At 39.3% G+C, this 15,280-nt stretch carries 15 protein-coding genes and 1 riboswitch; of the genes, 2 read left to right on the top strand and 13 right to left on the bottom strand.

From position 1 onward, the window contains the following. Positions 1-416: 416 nt before the first annotated feature. A complete protein-coding gene (locus tag R8925_RS09715; protein WP_430535674.1) occupies positions 417-995 on the bottom strand; it encodes a hypothetical protein in 579 nt (192 codons plus the stop codon). Positions 996-1,880: 885 nt separating this feature from the next. Here R8925_RS09715 and R8925_RS09710 point away from each other — a divergent pair. Then, positions 1,881-3,773 (top strand): immunoglobulin-like domain-containing protein, encoded by a 1,893-nt coding sequence (locus tag R8925_RS09710; protein ID WP_430535673.1) that lies wholly within the window; start codon positions 1,881-1,883, stop codon positions 3,771-3,773. Positions 3,774-4,482: 709 nt separating this feature from the next. Here the strand turns inward: R8925_RS09710 and R8925_RS09705 are convergent. From R8925_RS09705 to R8925_RS09685, 5 genes are all read right to left on the bottom strand, one after another. Next, entirely contained in the window at positions 4,483-5,034 is a 552-nt protein-coding gene (locus tag R8925_RS09705) for a recombinase family protein (protein WP_430535672.1), read from the bottom strand. After that, entirely contained in the window at positions 5,031-5,315 is a 285-nt protein-coding gene (locus tag R8925_RS09700; RefSeq protein ID WP_430535671.1) for a hypothetical protein, read from the bottom strand. Before R8925_RS09700 ends, R8925_RS09705 begins: the two co-directional genes overlap by 4 nt. 262 nt (positions 5,316-5,577) lie before the next feature. Beyond that, a complete protein-coding gene (locus tag R8925_RS09695; RefSeq protein WP_430535670.1) occupies positions 5,578-6,759 on the bottom strand; it encodes a PIN domain-containing protein in 1,182 nt (393 codons plus the stop codon). 188 nt (positions 6,760-6,947) lie between these two features. Then, a complete protein-coding gene (locus R8925_RS09690; RefSeq protein ID WP_430535669.1) occupies positions 6,948-7,223 on the bottom strand; it encodes a hypothetical protein in 276 nt (91 codons plus the stop codon). A 98-nt stretch (positions 7,224-7,321) separates the two neighbouring features. Beyond that, entirely contained in the window at positions 7,322-7,735 is a 414-nt protein-coding gene (locus R8925_RS09685; protein ID WP_430535668.1) for a hypothetical protein, read from the bottom strand. 163 nt (positions 7,736-7,898) lie between these two features. Here R8925_RS09685 and R8925_RS09680 point away from each other — a divergent pair, with 163 nt between their 5' ends. Further along, entirely contained in the window at positions 7,899-8,042 is a 144-nt protein-coding gene (locus R8925_RS09680) for a putative holin-like toxin (RefSeq protein WP_430535667.1), read from the top strand. A 209-nt stretch (positions 8,043-8,251) separates the two neighbouring features. Here the strand turns inward: R8925_RS09680 and R8925_RS09675 are convergent, their stop codons facing one another. From R8925_RS09675 to crcB (R8925_RS09645), 7 genes are all read right to left on the bottom strand, one after another. Further along, positions 8,252-11,755, bottom strand: a complete 3,504-nt coding sequence (locus R8925_RS09675) for a pectate lyase-like adhesive domain-containing protein (RefSeq protein WP_430535666.1) — start codon at positions 11,753-11,755, stop codon at positions 8,252-8,254. 180 nt (positions 11,756-11,935) lie between these two features. Beyond that, positions 11,936-12,550, bottom strand: a complete 615-nt coding sequence (locus R8925_RS09670; RefSeq protein WP_430535665.1) for a 7-carboxy-7-deazaguanine synthase QueE — start codon at positions 12,548-12,550, stop codon at positions 11,936-11,938. Then, on the bottom strand, positions 12,543-12,974 hold the full coding sequence (queD, locus tag R8925_RS09665) for a 6-carboxytetrahydropterin synthase QueD (RefSeq protein ID WP_430535664.1): 432 nt from the start codon (positions 12,972-12,974) through the stop codon (positions 12,543-12,545). Before queD ends, R8925_RS09670 begins: the two co-directional genes overlap by 8 nt. Further along, complete coding sequence (gene queC, locus R8925_RS09660) at positions 12,971-13,639, bottom strand: 7-cyano-7-deazaguanine synthase QueC (protein ID WP_430535663.1); 669 nt, start codon at positions 13,637-13,639, stop codon at positions 12,971-12,973. Before queC ends, queD begins: the two co-directional genes overlap by 4 nt. A 12-nt stretch (positions 13,640-13,651) precedes the next feature. Then, positions 13,652-14,143 (bottom strand): preQ(1) synthase, encoded by a 492-nt coding sequence (gene queF, locus R8925_RS09655; RefSeq protein ID WP_430539430.1) that lies wholly within the window; start codon positions 14,141-14,143, stop codon positions 13,652-13,654. A gap of 10 nt (positions 14,144-14,153) precedes the next feature. Next, positions 14,154-14,197: riboswitch (PreQ1 riboswitch) on the bottom strand. A gap of 305 nt (positions 14,198-14,502) precedes the next feature. Beyond that, the gene (gene crcB, locus R8925_RS09650; protein ID WP_430535695.1) at positions 14,503-14,865 is read right to left on the bottom strand and encodes a fluoride efflux transporter CrcB; all 363 of its coding nucleotides are present in this window, start codon (positions 14,863-14,865) and stop codon (positions 14,503-14,505) included. Then, positions 14,865-15,278, bottom strand: coding sequence for a fluoride efflux transporter CrcB (crcB, locus tag R8925_RS09645; protein WP_430535662.1), 414 nt, complete (start codon positions 15,276-15,278; stop codon positions 14,865-14,867). The genes crcB (R8925_RS09650) and crcB (R8925_RS09645) overlap by 1 nt, the downstream gene beginning before the upstream one ends. Positions 15,279-15,280 lie beyond the last annotated feature (2 nt).

The raw sequence follows: 15,280 nt of genomic DNA, 5'->3' as shown, positions 1-15,280 counted from the left end.
ATGAAAATGAGCTTTACTATTTCAAAATCAATTATCGGACACACTTACCGGACATCTCTACTTCCGACTACACCGTGTTCCCTGACCGTTGTGTATGGGCATACCCTTATCAGACATATTTTTGGCGCACAAAAAAACCACCGCGGAAAAGGGAGTAACCGCGACGGTCAAAAAGGGAGTTAACATTTTCACTCTTCGGGGGAAAGGATGAAAATGGATTTGCTTGTTGTTAGCTTATATTTTTATATTACATCTTCAAGAAAAAAAGTAGCTGTGATCCAGATTAGAATTTCATGAAAAATAAGACTTGCTGCCCTTGTCTAATTATCACAACTCACAGGACTTCTATTCTAGATTAAAAAATAGACAAGAACGCCGTTTATTTCAAAGAAAAAACACGCCTATTTCAGACGTGTCTATATATCTTGGTTTTTAAACGCTTCTTGATATGCTATCCTTTCAACAGAAAGTAAACGCTTATCTTCATTTATTAATACTTCACCTTGCACCGGGTGTAGATTATGCCACCCTTTATCAGCTTGAAACAAGGAGGAAAATATATATGTTTTTCCTTCTTGCAAAAATTCTTGGCCTTCAAATTTCTCTAACCCAAACTGTTCCTCACCAGATTCGCCCTTATAGTTAAAATATCCTATATGTTGATTGACAATCACGTTTCCTCTCAGTTCACCTTTAATATTTTCCACGACTTTAACTTGAAATTGTGTCCTAGGTAGTGTTTCATCTATTCTATCGGATCCAACATTCTCAATGACCTCTCCAATAAATACGTTCTCGGAATTACCGACTAACTCTTCTAGGTTATCCGGATTGAATTGAACATCCAACTCCATATTAAATACTTCGATATTCTCTTTCGTCACCTGAGAAGTATCCTCGTTTACATAAAAATATACACCTATAATTACAAGCATTATTAGTCCTATACAATTTGCTATAATTAATCCTATACTCATCATTATAATTTTCGTCACTGTGTCAGTTCTCCCCAATGATTACACATCTTATTCTCGTAGAATAAAACGGTAGGCAAAGTTTTATAAAAGTCTTTAACATCCATTAAGCACTATTTAATACTATACTTTTGTTTTTGACATTCCATTCAATCCCTTTTCTGTGTAACATGACTAGTATACCGAGCTTTCGGTGCATCGTCACTATTCATTTGCATTCTTTTCTATAAAAATATGTATATTTTCACGTATTCGTCATATATTTCATCATTTTTATTGCATCTGCGCAATAATTCTATGTCATAAGATACGTCATAAAAGCAATATGTTTCAAAATCCATTTTCGGATATTTTGGAACGCGATTTCTATTCTTTTCTATGTGTGTCAAAAAGCATGCTTTTTGACACGCTCCCTCTTTTTTAGACTTCACGGGGATCGCGCCAACAAAACGCAGATTTCCCAACTAAGGATCATAATTTGCTATATAGCTTGTTTTAACCATGCTAAGCGTTCTTAAACATAGTTTTTTACTTTTTGAACGCTCTTAACGGGGAAATGGGCGTTTTGCTGAAGCTACTCCACTATTGATTTTGTATACCGATGATGGATATGGAAAGTTTTTCACGTATGATTTTTGATTTCATTTCCATTGTCCTACTTCGCTTAGATTTGTATGATAGGTTAAGAAGTCTGCCAAAATATGAATCTTTAATGACAAACAACTAAATTAGCTGTTATAATTTTTCTTACTGTGATAGGATAACTTAGTAATTATTTTCCCGAAAATAATGATGAAAAAGCAATGGAGATGTCCAACCGATAAACGAAATACAAATATACATTCATGATCATCATTTTTTTGCAGTAAATATTACTATCCGATAAATGAAAGAGGCTATAATCAAATGAATAACAAAATGAAAAAATTAGTCAGCGCCTTGACAGTAACATCTATTATAGGAACAAGTATTGTCGCACCATTTAATGTACTTTCTGACACAACGGTAAAAGCAGCTGTATCAGCAACAGCGCCAATTTATACTGCACCCACGCAACAACCAGCATCTAAAAACTTTTCAAAAACTAATATCTCTGCATATCTACCATTAATTGAGTTTTATGATGTATACCTAGAAATTGATATGACTAAAATAGCTAAAGGATATGGCTTGCAAGTAAAGCTACCAGATGGAACAATTCACACGCAATACTCCACGACAGCTGCTGGTGTATCTGAAAAAATGTATGTAGATGTACTTAATCAAAAATACAATAAAAATACACGCATTAGTATCAATGTAATCTACCCAGACGGAAAAATTTTAGAGCAAAATGACGCAGCTTTAACCGCTGCCGATTTTGTAGGTGACTTTGAAAACGGACTTCAAGACTTTGGTCAAAAAGTGTATAACTTGTATCAAAATTCGATGCTTGCCACGGTTGCGACTGAAATTACCCAAGCCGATGTGGATGCGGCTGAGAACGCTGCGCTGACTGTTGAGGACTCTGCGGAGAAAGCTCGATTACTAGTCCTTTTAAATGAGGCACATCAGCAATTTGACACGAATATGAATCTGCAAATTAAACAGCAAAACGAGAAGGCTCGTCAAGCTGTAAATGAGTTGTTTTTGAATAATACGCCAACAAGTGGGGCTATTAAACCAAGTTTATCGCAATTTGCAGTCAATACAGCGAAGGCTTTAGTGAACCAGTTACCAGATTCACCGCAAAAACAGGCAATGCTAGCGGATGTTCAAATGGCGCAAACTTTGCTAAATAGTCTGCATTCAACGCTTCCACCAAGTATCTCTACAGATGCAGCTAACGCCATTTTAGGACTTTTTACGAATAATAATCCAAGCACGAATGTACTTAAACCAACAACGGATCAACAAGCAATCAACGATGTACAAAAATTAGTGGACGCAGTCGTAGATACAACCGTCAAAGCAAGCATGCAAAAGGACTTAGATAAAGCACAAAATTTATTGAATGCGACAAAGACGCCAGTGAATTTCGACTTAACTGTAGCTCCATTCAAACTCGGTAAAGACAATTACGTAACAGGCCAATTTTCTGGGGACGTCGCGAAGATTAGTTTAACAGTCAACAATAACACAGAGGGAAGCAAAATCAGTGTTACTGGACCAGATTTTAAGTATTACGCAAATAACGTAATTCGCAGCCAAACAGACACCGTGAAGCTAACGGCCTATGATAGCAATGGCAAAGTACTTGGCACCAAAACAGTCACAGTGACAAAAGATGCACCAACGGGAGCTATCAGTTCCATAACGCCATTCCAACTCGGCAAAGACGGTTATGTCACAGGTACATTTACAGGTGACATCGTCAAAGTAGAATTACAAGTTAATAAAGTGCCATTACAGCGTATCAACGTAACAGGTGGCACTATCAAATACTACGCAAAGCCAAATATCACGAAGACGACCGATGTTGTAGAATTGGTAGCCTTTAATGCTGCTGGTGATGTAGTAAGTACTAAAGCAGTGACTTTTGCATCAACAGGAACAGGTTCTACAAATGGTAATGTCACAGTAAATCCGTTCTTACTTGGTACAGATGGCTACGTGAAAGGTCAATTTACAGGTGATGTAACCAAAATCAGCTTAACGGTGAACAATGTGAAGGGCTCAACGATTAGCGTTCCAACAACAGGACCAGACTTCCAATACTACGCGAAAACAGTGATTAAGAATCGGACAGATATGGTTGTCTTGACAGCATACAACGCACTTGGTGGCGTGATTAAAACAGTGACTGTACCAGTGCTGTAAGATGATAATCGAGTAGTAGGAGCCATTAGGCTCTAACCTCTCACACCACCCTACGTATTATTCGGCATACGGGGGTTCAATAGCTTGAGTATAATGCCTCGTATCGATGGGATATAAAGACATCTCCCATCGATACGAGGCATTTACCTGTCAGTGTACGATGTAAAGGCCACTGCTTGCAATACGCCAGTAGCTTTTTCGAGTATTCGCCCATTGCGGGCTCTCGCCAACAAAACACAGATTTCCTCCCGCTAAGGATTATAATTTGCTATGATGATATTTTTTCCATAGATGTACGCTCACCGTGTTTGAGATAATGTTTTTAACGAAGTGCTTTGATTGTTATTTTCGTCCTGTACTTATTCATTAATTCCTCATAAGTACATGAAATGAAGTAATGGAAGAAAAACTGCTCACACGTTTTTAGACAGAAAGAAACCACTGTGAAATAGAAGCTACTCACAGTGGCTGATAGAAAAATAATGACAGTCATCTTATTAGATACTCACTTTTGCCTTCCCATCTTGATGACAAAGGATACAAGCAATACCAAAATCACAGCGCCTAATATGGAGGGGAAAACTGCCATTCCAGCTACTTCCGGTCCTCAGTAATAATTCTCCCAACCATGAACCTAATAGCCCCGCCAAAATTGTCCCGAGCCAGACAAGAGGCATCTTTCTGCTTGTAAGGAAACTTGCTATAATTCCTATTCTCTTTTTCTATTTGCACGAATTAGTGTACTTTTGGATATACCAGTATTCTTCGCCACTTCTGTATATGACATTTCTTTTAACAAAACTAAAGCAAAATCGATTTGCGCTTTTGTAAACTTCTTTGGCCGGCCCTCTCTAAAATCAGGATTCAATTTGGCTCTTTTCTTCCCTTCAGCTGTTCGTTCCAAAATCATGTCCCTTTCAAATTCCGCAAAGGCAAAGAAATTGGCCAAGATTAAGCGACCGGTCGGTGTGTTTTCAATGAGACCCAAATTCAAGATATGCACTTTGATTCCTTGTTCAAATAAATTTTTTGTTGTGGTTAATCCTTCTACAGTAGAACGGGCAAACCGATCTAATCGCGTTACCACAAACGTATCCCCCTCTTGAAGCTTAGAGAATAATAAATCCAATTGCTTACGATCCATTTTTGATCCAGTGATTTTCTCGTGAAAAATTTCTTCACATCCAGCAGCTGTCAAAAGTTCCACTTGTGTTTCGTAATCCTGGCCAATTGTCGATACACGTGCATAGCCGTAAATCATTCCTCTAATTCCCTCACTGTTGTACTTCCTTGGAACTTAGATATCCCAAGCGAACGTACATCGGCCAAATCACCTTCTGTTTGTAATTTCAATGCTCGTTCAAAACTTTCATCTGTTAACCGGGAAAGTTGGCCAGCGATTAACAATAAGTCTTTTCTATAATTTTCTAGTTCTTCTTGCTTCTTCGATTTGTGAATACCATTCAAATTATTTTCCAGCCGGATCAAGTCGGAACTAATCTTGCTGGCCAGTTGCCGATGGTTCATATTGGTAAAATTCATGAAAAACACCCCTTACTTATGAATACGAGTTATGACACCGATCTATGTACTGATTTTATCACAAATCAAAAACGGTGTCAAAACTTATACGTTTTGACACCGAATGGATAGTTAGTGCTACTCACACTTTCAATTAAGGATTCCCAGCTATGACCATAGAAATCGCTAAACGTCATTTAAATTAGAAAATGTGTGCCACTTAAATCCAAAAATTGCATATGCCAATATAACATAAGAGCTTATATTCCTATAATTCTCAGATCTATTGGTAATATACATCTTCATCTACATTTGTATCTATGACTTTTATTTCAAGCGACAACCCTCCAACAACATCCTGAACTTTGTATTCATAATTTTGCAATTCCGTTTTAAGTTCTCGATTCTGCAAATTATCAATATCATCTACTGTTTGACTTAGCCTTTTTGTGAATATATTATTTTCATCTACTGAAATTGCTACAATTATTTTTAAATCCGCTTCTATCTCTATCGATCTATCAAAGTGTTCCTCCCCAAATATTTGCCCCGTTTCTTTATCATAGAATCCACTATCTATGTCCGTTATACTATAATCAACATTCAAATTAGCCGTGACATCTGTTATTTCAATAATTAATTTTATTTCATTTTCTTCTTTGTGTACTGTTAAAAGATCGTAGTCCTTAACAAAAAGGTCCAATATGCTGTATTGCATAGCCTCTGCATCAAAACTATCTAGCATAAAATTTAAGTCACCCTCTATCAAGTGGCCATCCATATTTTCAAATAATAATTTTTCTAAAAAAATCTCGAACTCGTCGCTACTGATATTCTCTTCAATTTTGCTCTCTAATTCCGGATCTAGCAAGCTAAGTAAGCATTCCTTTAAATCTTCAACCACATGAATATATGGATTATGCAAGGCTTTTGTTAATCCTTCATCTTTGGTAACAATATATAACTCATCTTTTGCTTTATCAAAATTTTTCTGGCAACTCATCCAATTGATTATACTTTCAACAATTATTGCATCTGGAAATTCACTTTTCTTCTTATCATTAGCTTCAAACGGAGAAATCGAATTAAAATATTTGTCCACGATGACTTTAAGGTTTATTTGCTCGATTGAAATATCTATTCCATTGATATCATTCAGATAGGTATCAAACTTTTGTTTAAATGGAAGTAAAAATTGGTTTTCATACTCTGCTACTTTTCCTTTCAATCCTTCTTCTTCAAACATTGGTATCTCGGTGTTCAGTGTCTTCTTATCTTTTAAATAATTTTTAAATTTAGCACTTGTATAATCAACAAATGCATCTAAATGACTCTTGTATTCTCCAATTAAAATATCATTGAATAAAAAAGTCCCCAATTTGTCATCTATCATTTCTTTAAAATTTTTCAGTATAATTTTTTCTGTATTGAACTTTTGCGCAACAAAATAATTCGTATCAATCATTATGTATCTCATATTTTCATCCCCAATCATTCATATTTTTTATTATTACTCATAGTAATAACACAATCATTTCCAAATACTCATGAGTTCTATCTGTATTATCTAAATAACATAAAAATGATTTTTGATATTACAAAAAACGGAGTGCATCTCAATTGCTACACTCCATTTTTTTCTCGTACAACACATCATTTCAATGTACTTTCCACCATATCATGCATTTCTACTTCGTTGTGAACATTGTTTACGTAGGCTCCAAACAGTATACAGAAAACTACTAATGGAACCGTCACACTAATAACTGCTTTCCATGAAAGCCTTTTTGCTACCAGTTGAATAATAAAAAGGGCTATCCCTACTACACAAATAACACTTAGAATAATAATCAAAACTGTAAAATTATTGCTTAACAAACGTTCAAACCAATTTGGCGCTTGTACCATCCCATTACTATCTATTTTCACTTAAAGCCCTCCAAATTAACATTTTTATACCTTCATTATAGCAAAATCATACTTTTTTACAATCAAGTTTCGGCATAGTTCGCCAATAATTAGAGATATTATACTTCTGAATCGCTACCTTCCAGTAGCCTTAGACCATAAAAAATGAGCAACAGAACGCCCGACAATATAGAACTAACTCGTAAAAATGGATGGACTGCTATTTTGCTTACTCCACCCTCATCCGTGTATATATAAATATCTGTATAACCTGCTATCAACAGCGTGTGTAGGATAACAAGTAATATCAAAAATACGATTGTTTTTCTAGGATTCACGTGTTTACTAACGGTAAAGACACCGATAAATGGCACTATAAAGAACAGCAAATACGTGCCATATGTCAAAATCACAAACCAGAACATCCCTCCATTCATCAAATAAAAGCTACTCAATCCGTAGATTAAGATTGTAGTAAGTAATAGCACCAATAAAGCTCTTACAGCTGTCGTTTCCCATATTTTTTTAATCATTGGAGCTCCTCTCTATTTCCGCCCGTATCACTTGACTTGCTTGACCACTTAAAAATGCCGAAACCCTTCGCAAAAAGAGTTTCAGCATGGCCTTAAAAACCACTCATTTTATGATATACTAGATAATGCAAACGAGTTTATGGTGGTTGGCAGCCCTCTTTTTATGAAAGTAGGTGGTGCCTATGTTATTATTCATGGCTTCTCCTGGAAAGGACTAAACATGACTGTTTTCGAAAGTCTTACAATTATGATCGCTTTTGCGGCCTTAATTGTGGCGATTATGAACAGTAAAAATGACAAAAAATAAAAACCACTTTTAAGCTCGGCAGCTAGTGGTTTTTAAAAGAGTCACATAAGGCTGTCACCATCTTAAATGGTGTTTGCACTGGGAAGTCATGTTAGCGCATGGCTTCCTTTTCCATTTCATTATAGCACTTTTTGAAAATATCGTCAAAGAACGTTCTTTCCTGTTATTACAATCCAAATGCTTGATAAAAACTACGGTTCTCATCTATATCAAGGCGTATCTTCCAGCGTCCAATGAATTGTCGTGCTATACTCTTTATTCGCACGCGCTGTTCCTGGACGAATATTCAATACTAACTCAGAAGCATCCGCCGTATTTAGATCTATTTCTGTCACACCGTCTGAACTAGATGTATTTGAGAAAATCTCATTTGCCACGCCATTTAGCGGAATCAAAATCGTATTTCCATCTTCTTGGCTCCTGACAAACAGGCTATTAATTAACTCCTCACCATCCGCCGTTGCAAGTGGCGCATCAAGTTGTGCGGTCAGTTTCCAATTGGTTCCTTCCGAACGTGTGTCCTCAACCGTTAACTTCACATCATCCTGCGGTTTCAAAAACTGCTCACGAGAACTAATAGCGGCCGTTCCAAATGAAATTTCAGGAGTCGCTGATTTAAATTGTAGCGTTCCAGCTAAAACCGTGACAGTAATCTCGCGTTCTAACTCGCCTAATGTCACCTTTACTTGATACTTTCCAGGCGTTGTCGTAATCGTCTCAACCCCTGTCATTTGAACCGAAGTGATGGCACTTGCACCCGTTGCAATAACGTAGGCTTGCACATTTGCCATTTCTAAAACCATATCCTTCATTGCCGCAGGAGTCGTTGGTAAATCTGCTGTAGCAACTGCGAAATCCTCCGCATGTAATAAATAATTCTCATCTTTAATTGAACTGCTATCTTGCACAAATACTGGAACAACAAAATTTGCAGCATTGCCTGCATTGTCCGTCAACGTTACAGTTGCTGTCGAATAGCCAATTTTAGAAACATCGGGTACTTTTGTGATTGCATAACTAATATTATCATCACCATCTCCAGCGTTGTCCGTAACATTCTCCACTAGATTCTTCGGATTTGTCGTGAACGTATCACCAAGCGTTACAAACTGCCTAATCACGTCCGCCGTCGGAGCCGTTGTATCCACAACACTCATCTGATTAGACTTAGTACTAACATTCCCAGCCGCATCCTTTGCCACCGCATAATATACTTTGTTTGGCGTCATTGGGCGCTTTTCAACAGGAACTGCTATCGCAAAATTCCCTGCACCGTTTGTCACGCCACTCACAAATTCACTATCATCAGCTAAATCATAAATCGTCACTGTACTTCCAGCCTCGGCTTGCCCACTAATAACCGCATCCACATCTTTAATCGCAGTCAAAACTGGTGCATCTGGAACCGTGTCATCTTGAACAATCGTCTGTGCCGAATTGTCTTTTCCGTTTAAGAAAGCATAAACCGTTACCGTACTACCAGCCGTCAAAACCTTCCCCTCCGGCAACTCGTAACGATAATTCCCATCATTATCAGCAATCAAATGAAACTTCGTCGTTTTATCTTCCTCATTTGGTGAATCAAGTGTCCCAACAGGAATTGCAGGATCACCCGAAAGTTTCACAGAAGCACCCGGATTCGCCTTACCAGTAATCACTCGGCTATTCTCACGGTTCACATTATCACTTAAATTTCCAATCGTTACATCAACATCCGGAATTCCTTCGAAAAGAACACGTTTGAAATTCTGCGTTCTAAAGTTTGTTGTAAAACTATTCTTAATCGCCGCATTTACCGATTGACCCGTGGCTGCTGTAACGTTTGCTGCACTATATGTCACCTTCACTCCAAACATCGGATTCCAAATAAAATTAGAATTGTCATCCATACCATCCGTCCACGTCTTCGCATTCCAAGCCTGAATAGACTGGACATCCACATCGAGGTTACCCGACATCCGCAATAAACGAGCTGTTGCAGCAGGATTCGTATTATTAAACTTAATATCAACACGTTTCGCATTCGCAAATTGGAATTTTGAAGTACCACGCAGATAAACCAGATACTTAGCCCCAGTTCCATCTGAACTAACATCAAACACGCCATTTCTACCAATCAGAATTGTACCCGTTCCAGTACTAAAAATATCTTGCGTAGAAGTTCCCGTATTCATCGCTTCCAACTTAAACTCCGCGTCATCGCTAACATTCAAAGTTCCTGCACCACTAATGTAAAACGGGCTACCATAATACATTGCGCCACGAGCCTTAATATCCACTTTGGCATTATTGGAAACACTGAAAGTACCCGCATTCATCCAAATTCCGCCAACTGCTGTTCCAGATGACGGAACCGCGTTATCCATTTTCAGCGTTGCGCCATTTCGAACATAAATATTTCCATAACTAGTAATTCCTGAAACCGCCCCATCCGCTACCGTTGCATTCGTTCCAGATGTATAAATATCCAAAACCGAGTTCTCAGCAATATCTACCGTTCCACCTGAAAAGATGTACATTGCACCACTTGATTCATTCGTAACCTTCACATCCGCACCTTCAAGAATATTCATATCACCAACAGCAAATGTCGTCTGATTCGCAAGCGTCGTATAACTCACACCATCAAAAGGACTCACATAACTATTCGTCTGCGCAAAAGATGATTTTCCAGAAATTTTAGTAGTTGTCGCTGGAGCATGAATCGCTTGAGAGCCTCTGTAATTCACATTGTTATAAACAATCGTATTCGTAGCATTCGTTCCACCAGCTGAATTATCCGTATAAAAGCCATAATAATTTTTCCCATACGTATTCAAATCATTAAACGTAACCACTTTTGGCAAAGAATAAGTATCCGTTGGTGCATAAGATTGATTTCTAAAATCAATTGTGTGCCCATTTCCGTTTATCGTAAACGGACGTTCAGGCATTCTTTGATAGGATGCACCCGTATTTGTTGGACTCGCGTCAGCCGCAGAAAACGCCGCATAATTAATGTCTGCTAAAACATTAATCGTCGCAATATCCTTATTCATCATCGCATTATGAAATTCCGTCAATGTACTTACATTCGCTACACTCGGATCCACAACATCCGCTAAAGTAACCATTTCATCTGCAACTCTTGTCATCACCTGCGGATTCCGTGGCGTCACTGTTTCTTCTTCGTCTATTTCCGGCATAACTTCTTCCATCCGTTCTGACTCGACTGTAATCGCAATCAGATTCGACTCCACCGCATTACCACTCGCATCATATCGTACAGCTTGCAACATATAACTCTGTGCCTTTTCAGCTGTCAAAAGCAAATCATATACATGCTCTGTCGCATCACTATTCCAAGTCACTTGAGCACTCCTAGATTCCTCATCAAAATCAATTGTACCCATATTTTTGGCAGCATTATGCTCCTTTGTAGCCTCCAAATCAAGAGTCATCCCAACCGGAATCGCTACCGTAACCACATTTACCGGCCCCTTGTCACTCGGAGGATCATCCGAATAACTCAGCGCCGTATCATCTTTTAATGTCAAATTAAACTGGCGATTCTCCGTCTGCTTCGGCTTATCCACAATAAGTGAAAGCCCTGTACCAGCCGAAACCCCAGTTGCAAACCAATTACCAAGCCCCGCGCTATTTATTGGCCCAACCATCGTAATTGTAAAAATCAGAAGAAGAATAATAGGCATCTTCATTCTTTTCTTCATCATATTAAAAACTCCTTTCGTATCTCACAAAGGCACGTCCATTTAGCTATACCTTTATACTACACGTTAAGAGCCACAAAAATAGGATATTATCAAAAAATTCTACCCGTTAGAAATAAATGATTATACAAAAAAAGCTTATCCCGTAAACGCTAATTTACAAGATAAACTTCCTTCATATAATTATTCAATCCCCGCCAGTTTATGCGTCTGAATGCTGAGCGACCACTTATTCTCGCCACGCCCTGTATTCAATTTCCCGAGTTGGCTAATCGTCTCCAACATATTAAATTCGCCTTCCTCTTCACAAGGCGACAAATAATACCTTTTCGCGGGAATCAACGCCTCAATCTGCGCACAAAACTCCTGAATATCACCATCTACAACGATTCGAACCTCATCCGCCCGCGATAAATGGCGCTTCTCGTACATTTCACTGTATAACCGTTTTGGACTCGTTGCCACGTAATCAATTTCCACAGGAACTTCCTTCAAACCATTCGTCTCAATCGCCAAGTAATAACCCTCTAGTTTCAAAGCTTGTAAAAGTTCTTCAATCCCGCGTTGAATCGTTGGCTCACCCCCTGTTATGACAATATTCCGAGCCGTATACTTATGCACTTCATTCAAAATTTGCTGAGCCGTCATCATTTCAAACTCATTATAATTCGTATCACACCACGGACAATCCAAGTTACATCGGCCAAACCGAATAAAAATACTCGGCATCCCCGTATTGTAGCCTTCGCCCTGCATCGTCTCAAAAATCTCTACAATCCGATATTCACGCTCAGTCATGCATATCACCTACATATTCACAAAAAGAAGTCGGTGTCTCACCCAATCGAATCGCCGAAACTGGTAAATATGGTGTCAGCCAATCATAAATCACTATTGCCATCCCCTCTGCCGTTGTTCGACACGGTAGCGCGACCGTTTTACGATTCATCTCTTCTAATAAATTTGCAATACGACACTCGTTCTCATTTCCATCAAAATAAGCAAAAGCATGATCTAATTTTGCCGTCACATGCTCCTTCACGATCCGCTTAATGTCACCATAATCCAACACCATTCCAGCTTTTGAGCCCGCTGAAATCAAATCCCCAGCTACTTCCACCTGCAACGTATACGTATGGCCGTGCAAGTTATGACATTTTCCGTCATGCCCATCCAACATGTGCGCCATATCGAACGTAAACTCCTTCGCAATACTCATCATATCGCACTTCCAGCCTTTTGCGCCAAGTACTCCGTCAAGCCATTCTCCCTTAACTCACAACTCGGGCACTCACCACAACCACCGTCCACGCCCATATAACATGTATGCGTATGCTCCCGAACGTAGTCCAGCCGTCCCAACTCATCCGCCAACGCCCAAGTTTCTGCCTTCGTCAAATACATCAACGGCGTCTTCACCACAAACGGAAAATCCATTGCCAAGTTCAGCGTCACATTCATCGATTTCACAAATACATCGCGACAATCAGGATACCCACTAAAATCCGTTTCACACACACCAATAATAATATCTGTAATACCCTGTCCCTTCGCATACGTTCCCGCAAGCAACAAGAACAGCGCATTACGCCCATCTACAAACGTATTCGGATACTCCTCTGATTCCCCTTGCGAAATCGCCATCGAATCATCCATCAACGCATTATTTGTCGTTTGTTTTATAACCGACGTATCAATCACCGTCTGCTTCACATTTAAATCCTGCACAATCCATTTCGCCTTCGCAAGCTCAATATCGTGCCGCTGACCATAGAAAAACGTGATAACCTCCACATTCTCTTTGCCATAATCTTGAATCGCTTGAAGCAAACAAGTCGTCGAATCTTGCCCACCAGAAAAAATCACTAACGCTTTTTTATTTGTCATTTTCATTTCCTCCTACCGATTATCCACTTTTTCAGGGTACATATCATGATTCATTAAACGATGCATAGCAACTTCTTCCCAACGTGTGTCAGGTTTTCCATAATTCGCATACGGATCAATTGAAATTCCACCACGCGGCGTGAATTTCCCCCATACTTCAATGTATTTTGGTCCCATGAGATCAATCAAATCCTTCATTATAATATTGATACAATCCTCATGAAAATCGCCATGGTTTCGAAAACTAAACAAATAAAGCTTCAGTGACTTACTTTCTACCATTTTTTCGCCAGGCACATAAGAAATATAAATCGTCGCAAAGTCAGGCTGCCCCGTCATCGGGCAAAGACTCGTAAACTCCGGACAATTAAATTTCACAAAGTAATCATTGTCGGGGTGCTTATTAGGAAAAGCCTCCAACACTTCCGGCGCATAATCCATTCGATACGCCGTCCCTTGATTTCCTAAATGTGTGACACCAGCCAGTTCATCTTGGTTTCTCATATTTATTTTTCACTCCTTAGTTTTTTTACGTGGGAGATCACGAACCACGAAAGCTTTAAACTTGTGCCTACATGATGTAAATCGGCAGCAAGCGCTCGCATTCAGTAGATTCGGCGGACTTCCGGTTCTCACATACACCAGTATGCTCCGCTTCTGGGTTCCACCGAATCTCCTGAATACAAACGCTTTCGCTCAATTTGTGTAAAGCAGAATTTTTCGTCCTACCTAAAAATCAAAAAAACAATTCTACGTCACATCATGTTTGGCGACTCGTCTTAGCTTCTTTTAGAAATTAACACAGTTTTTGGGAATAGTCAAAGAAGTGTGCGCTGAGATAACGAATAGCGCACACTGCCTAATTATAATATCGATCCTACAAACATTCCCACAACGACCAGCGCCAAACCCGCCGAATACGTCACGACTTGGTATAAAACTACTTTTCCCCATTTTCGGTCCGTCGATAATTGCACACTCTCCAATTTAAACGTTGAAAAAGTTGTAAAAGCCCCCAAAAACCCTGTTGTCGCGAGCAAATTCCAGTCGAATGACAACTGCAACTGAATCACCAATCCCAGCACAAACGCACCCGACAAATTAATAACTAGCGTCGCGATCGGAAAATCCCATGTCACACGGCGTTTTATCCAGCTCGACAACGCATATCGCGCATTTGCCCCAAAGAAAGCACCCATCGCGACGGAAATAACGTCCAACCACATCACAAATCGCCCCCCTTGACCGCTTCTCTTTTGCGCACGAATCGTCGTTCACCAAGTGCAAAACCAATCCAAGCTAACAAATTTCCACCTAAAAAACTAAGCCCTAAATATGTAACTGCAAAAATCGCTTCTCCCGCCCCAAAAAGTTGCATCACTTCCAAACTAAACGTCGAAAATGTCGTGTAGGCGCCCAAAAAACCTGTCCCAATCGCCAGCACCAAATCCGTATTCAATATCGTCAATCGAAATAAATACGTCGTGCAGAACCCGAGCACCAAACACCCACTCCAATTCACAAGTAACGTACCTAACGGAAAGTCAGCTCCCCAGAAAAGCCCCACTCCCAGCCCAACAAAATACCGACACAACGCACCCGCCATGCCCGCAACCCCTATCATCAAAAACCTCTTCATCC

Origin of the sequence: Listeria rocourtiae subsp. hofi (genome assembly GCF_963575615.1) — a bacterium.
Taxonomy (GTDB): domain Bacteria; phylum Bacillota; class Bacilli; order Lactobacillales; family Listeriaceae; genus Listeria_A; species Listeria_A hofi.
This window is presented reverse-complemented; position numbering and strand designations above follow the sequence as displayed.

Coding starts and splice junctions, on each gene's coding strand:
- queC (WP_430535663.1), bottom strand. CDS start 13,639: ATGACAAATAAAAAAGCGTTAGTGATTTTTTCTGGTGGGCAAGATTCG.
- R8925_RS09685 (WP_430535668.1), bottom strand. CDS start 7,735: ATGATTAAAAAAATATGGGAAACGACAGCTGTAAGAGCTTTATTGGTG.
- R8925_RS09695 (WP_430535670.1), bottom strand. CDS start 6,759: ATGATTGATACGAATTATTTTGTTGCGCAAAAGTTCAATACAGAAAAA.
- R8925_RS09700 (WP_430535671.1), bottom strand. CDS start 5,315: ATGAATTTTACCAATATGAACCATCGGCAACTGGCCAGCAAGATTAGT.
- R8925_RS09675 (WP_430535666.1), bottom strand. CDS start 11,755: ATGATGAAGAAAAGAATGAAGATGCCTATTATTCTTCTTCTGATTTTT.
- R8925_RS09710 (WP_430535673.1), top strand. CDS start 1,881: ATGAATAACAAAATGAAAAAATTAGTCAGCGCCTTGACAGTAACATCT.
- R8925_RS09670 (WP_430535665.1), bottom strand. CDS start 12,550: ATGACTGAGCGTGAATATCGGATTGTAGAGATTTTTGAGACGATGCAG.
- queF (WP_430539430.1), bottom strand. CDS start 14,143: ATGAGAAACCAAGATGAACTGGCTGGTGTCACACATTTAGGAAATCAA.
- R8925_RS09680 (WP_430535667.1), top strand. CDS start 7,899: ATGAAAGTAGGTGGTGCCTATGTTATTATTCATGGCTTCTCCTGGAAA.
- R8925_RS09705 (WP_430535672.1), bottom strand. CDS start 5,034: ATGATTTACGGCTATGCACGTGTATCGACAATTGGCCAGGATTACGAA.
- crcB (WP_430535662.1), bottom strand. CDS start 15,278: ATGAAGAGGTTTTTGATGATAGGGGTTGCGGGCATGGCGGGTGCGTTG.
- queD (WP_430535664.1), bottom strand. CDS start 12,974: ATGATGAGTATTGCGAAGGAGTTTACGTTCGATATGGCGCACATGTTG.
- crcB (WP_430535695.1), bottom strand. CDS start 14,865: ATGTGGTTGGACGTTATTTCCGTCGCGATGGGTGCTTTCTTTGGGGCA.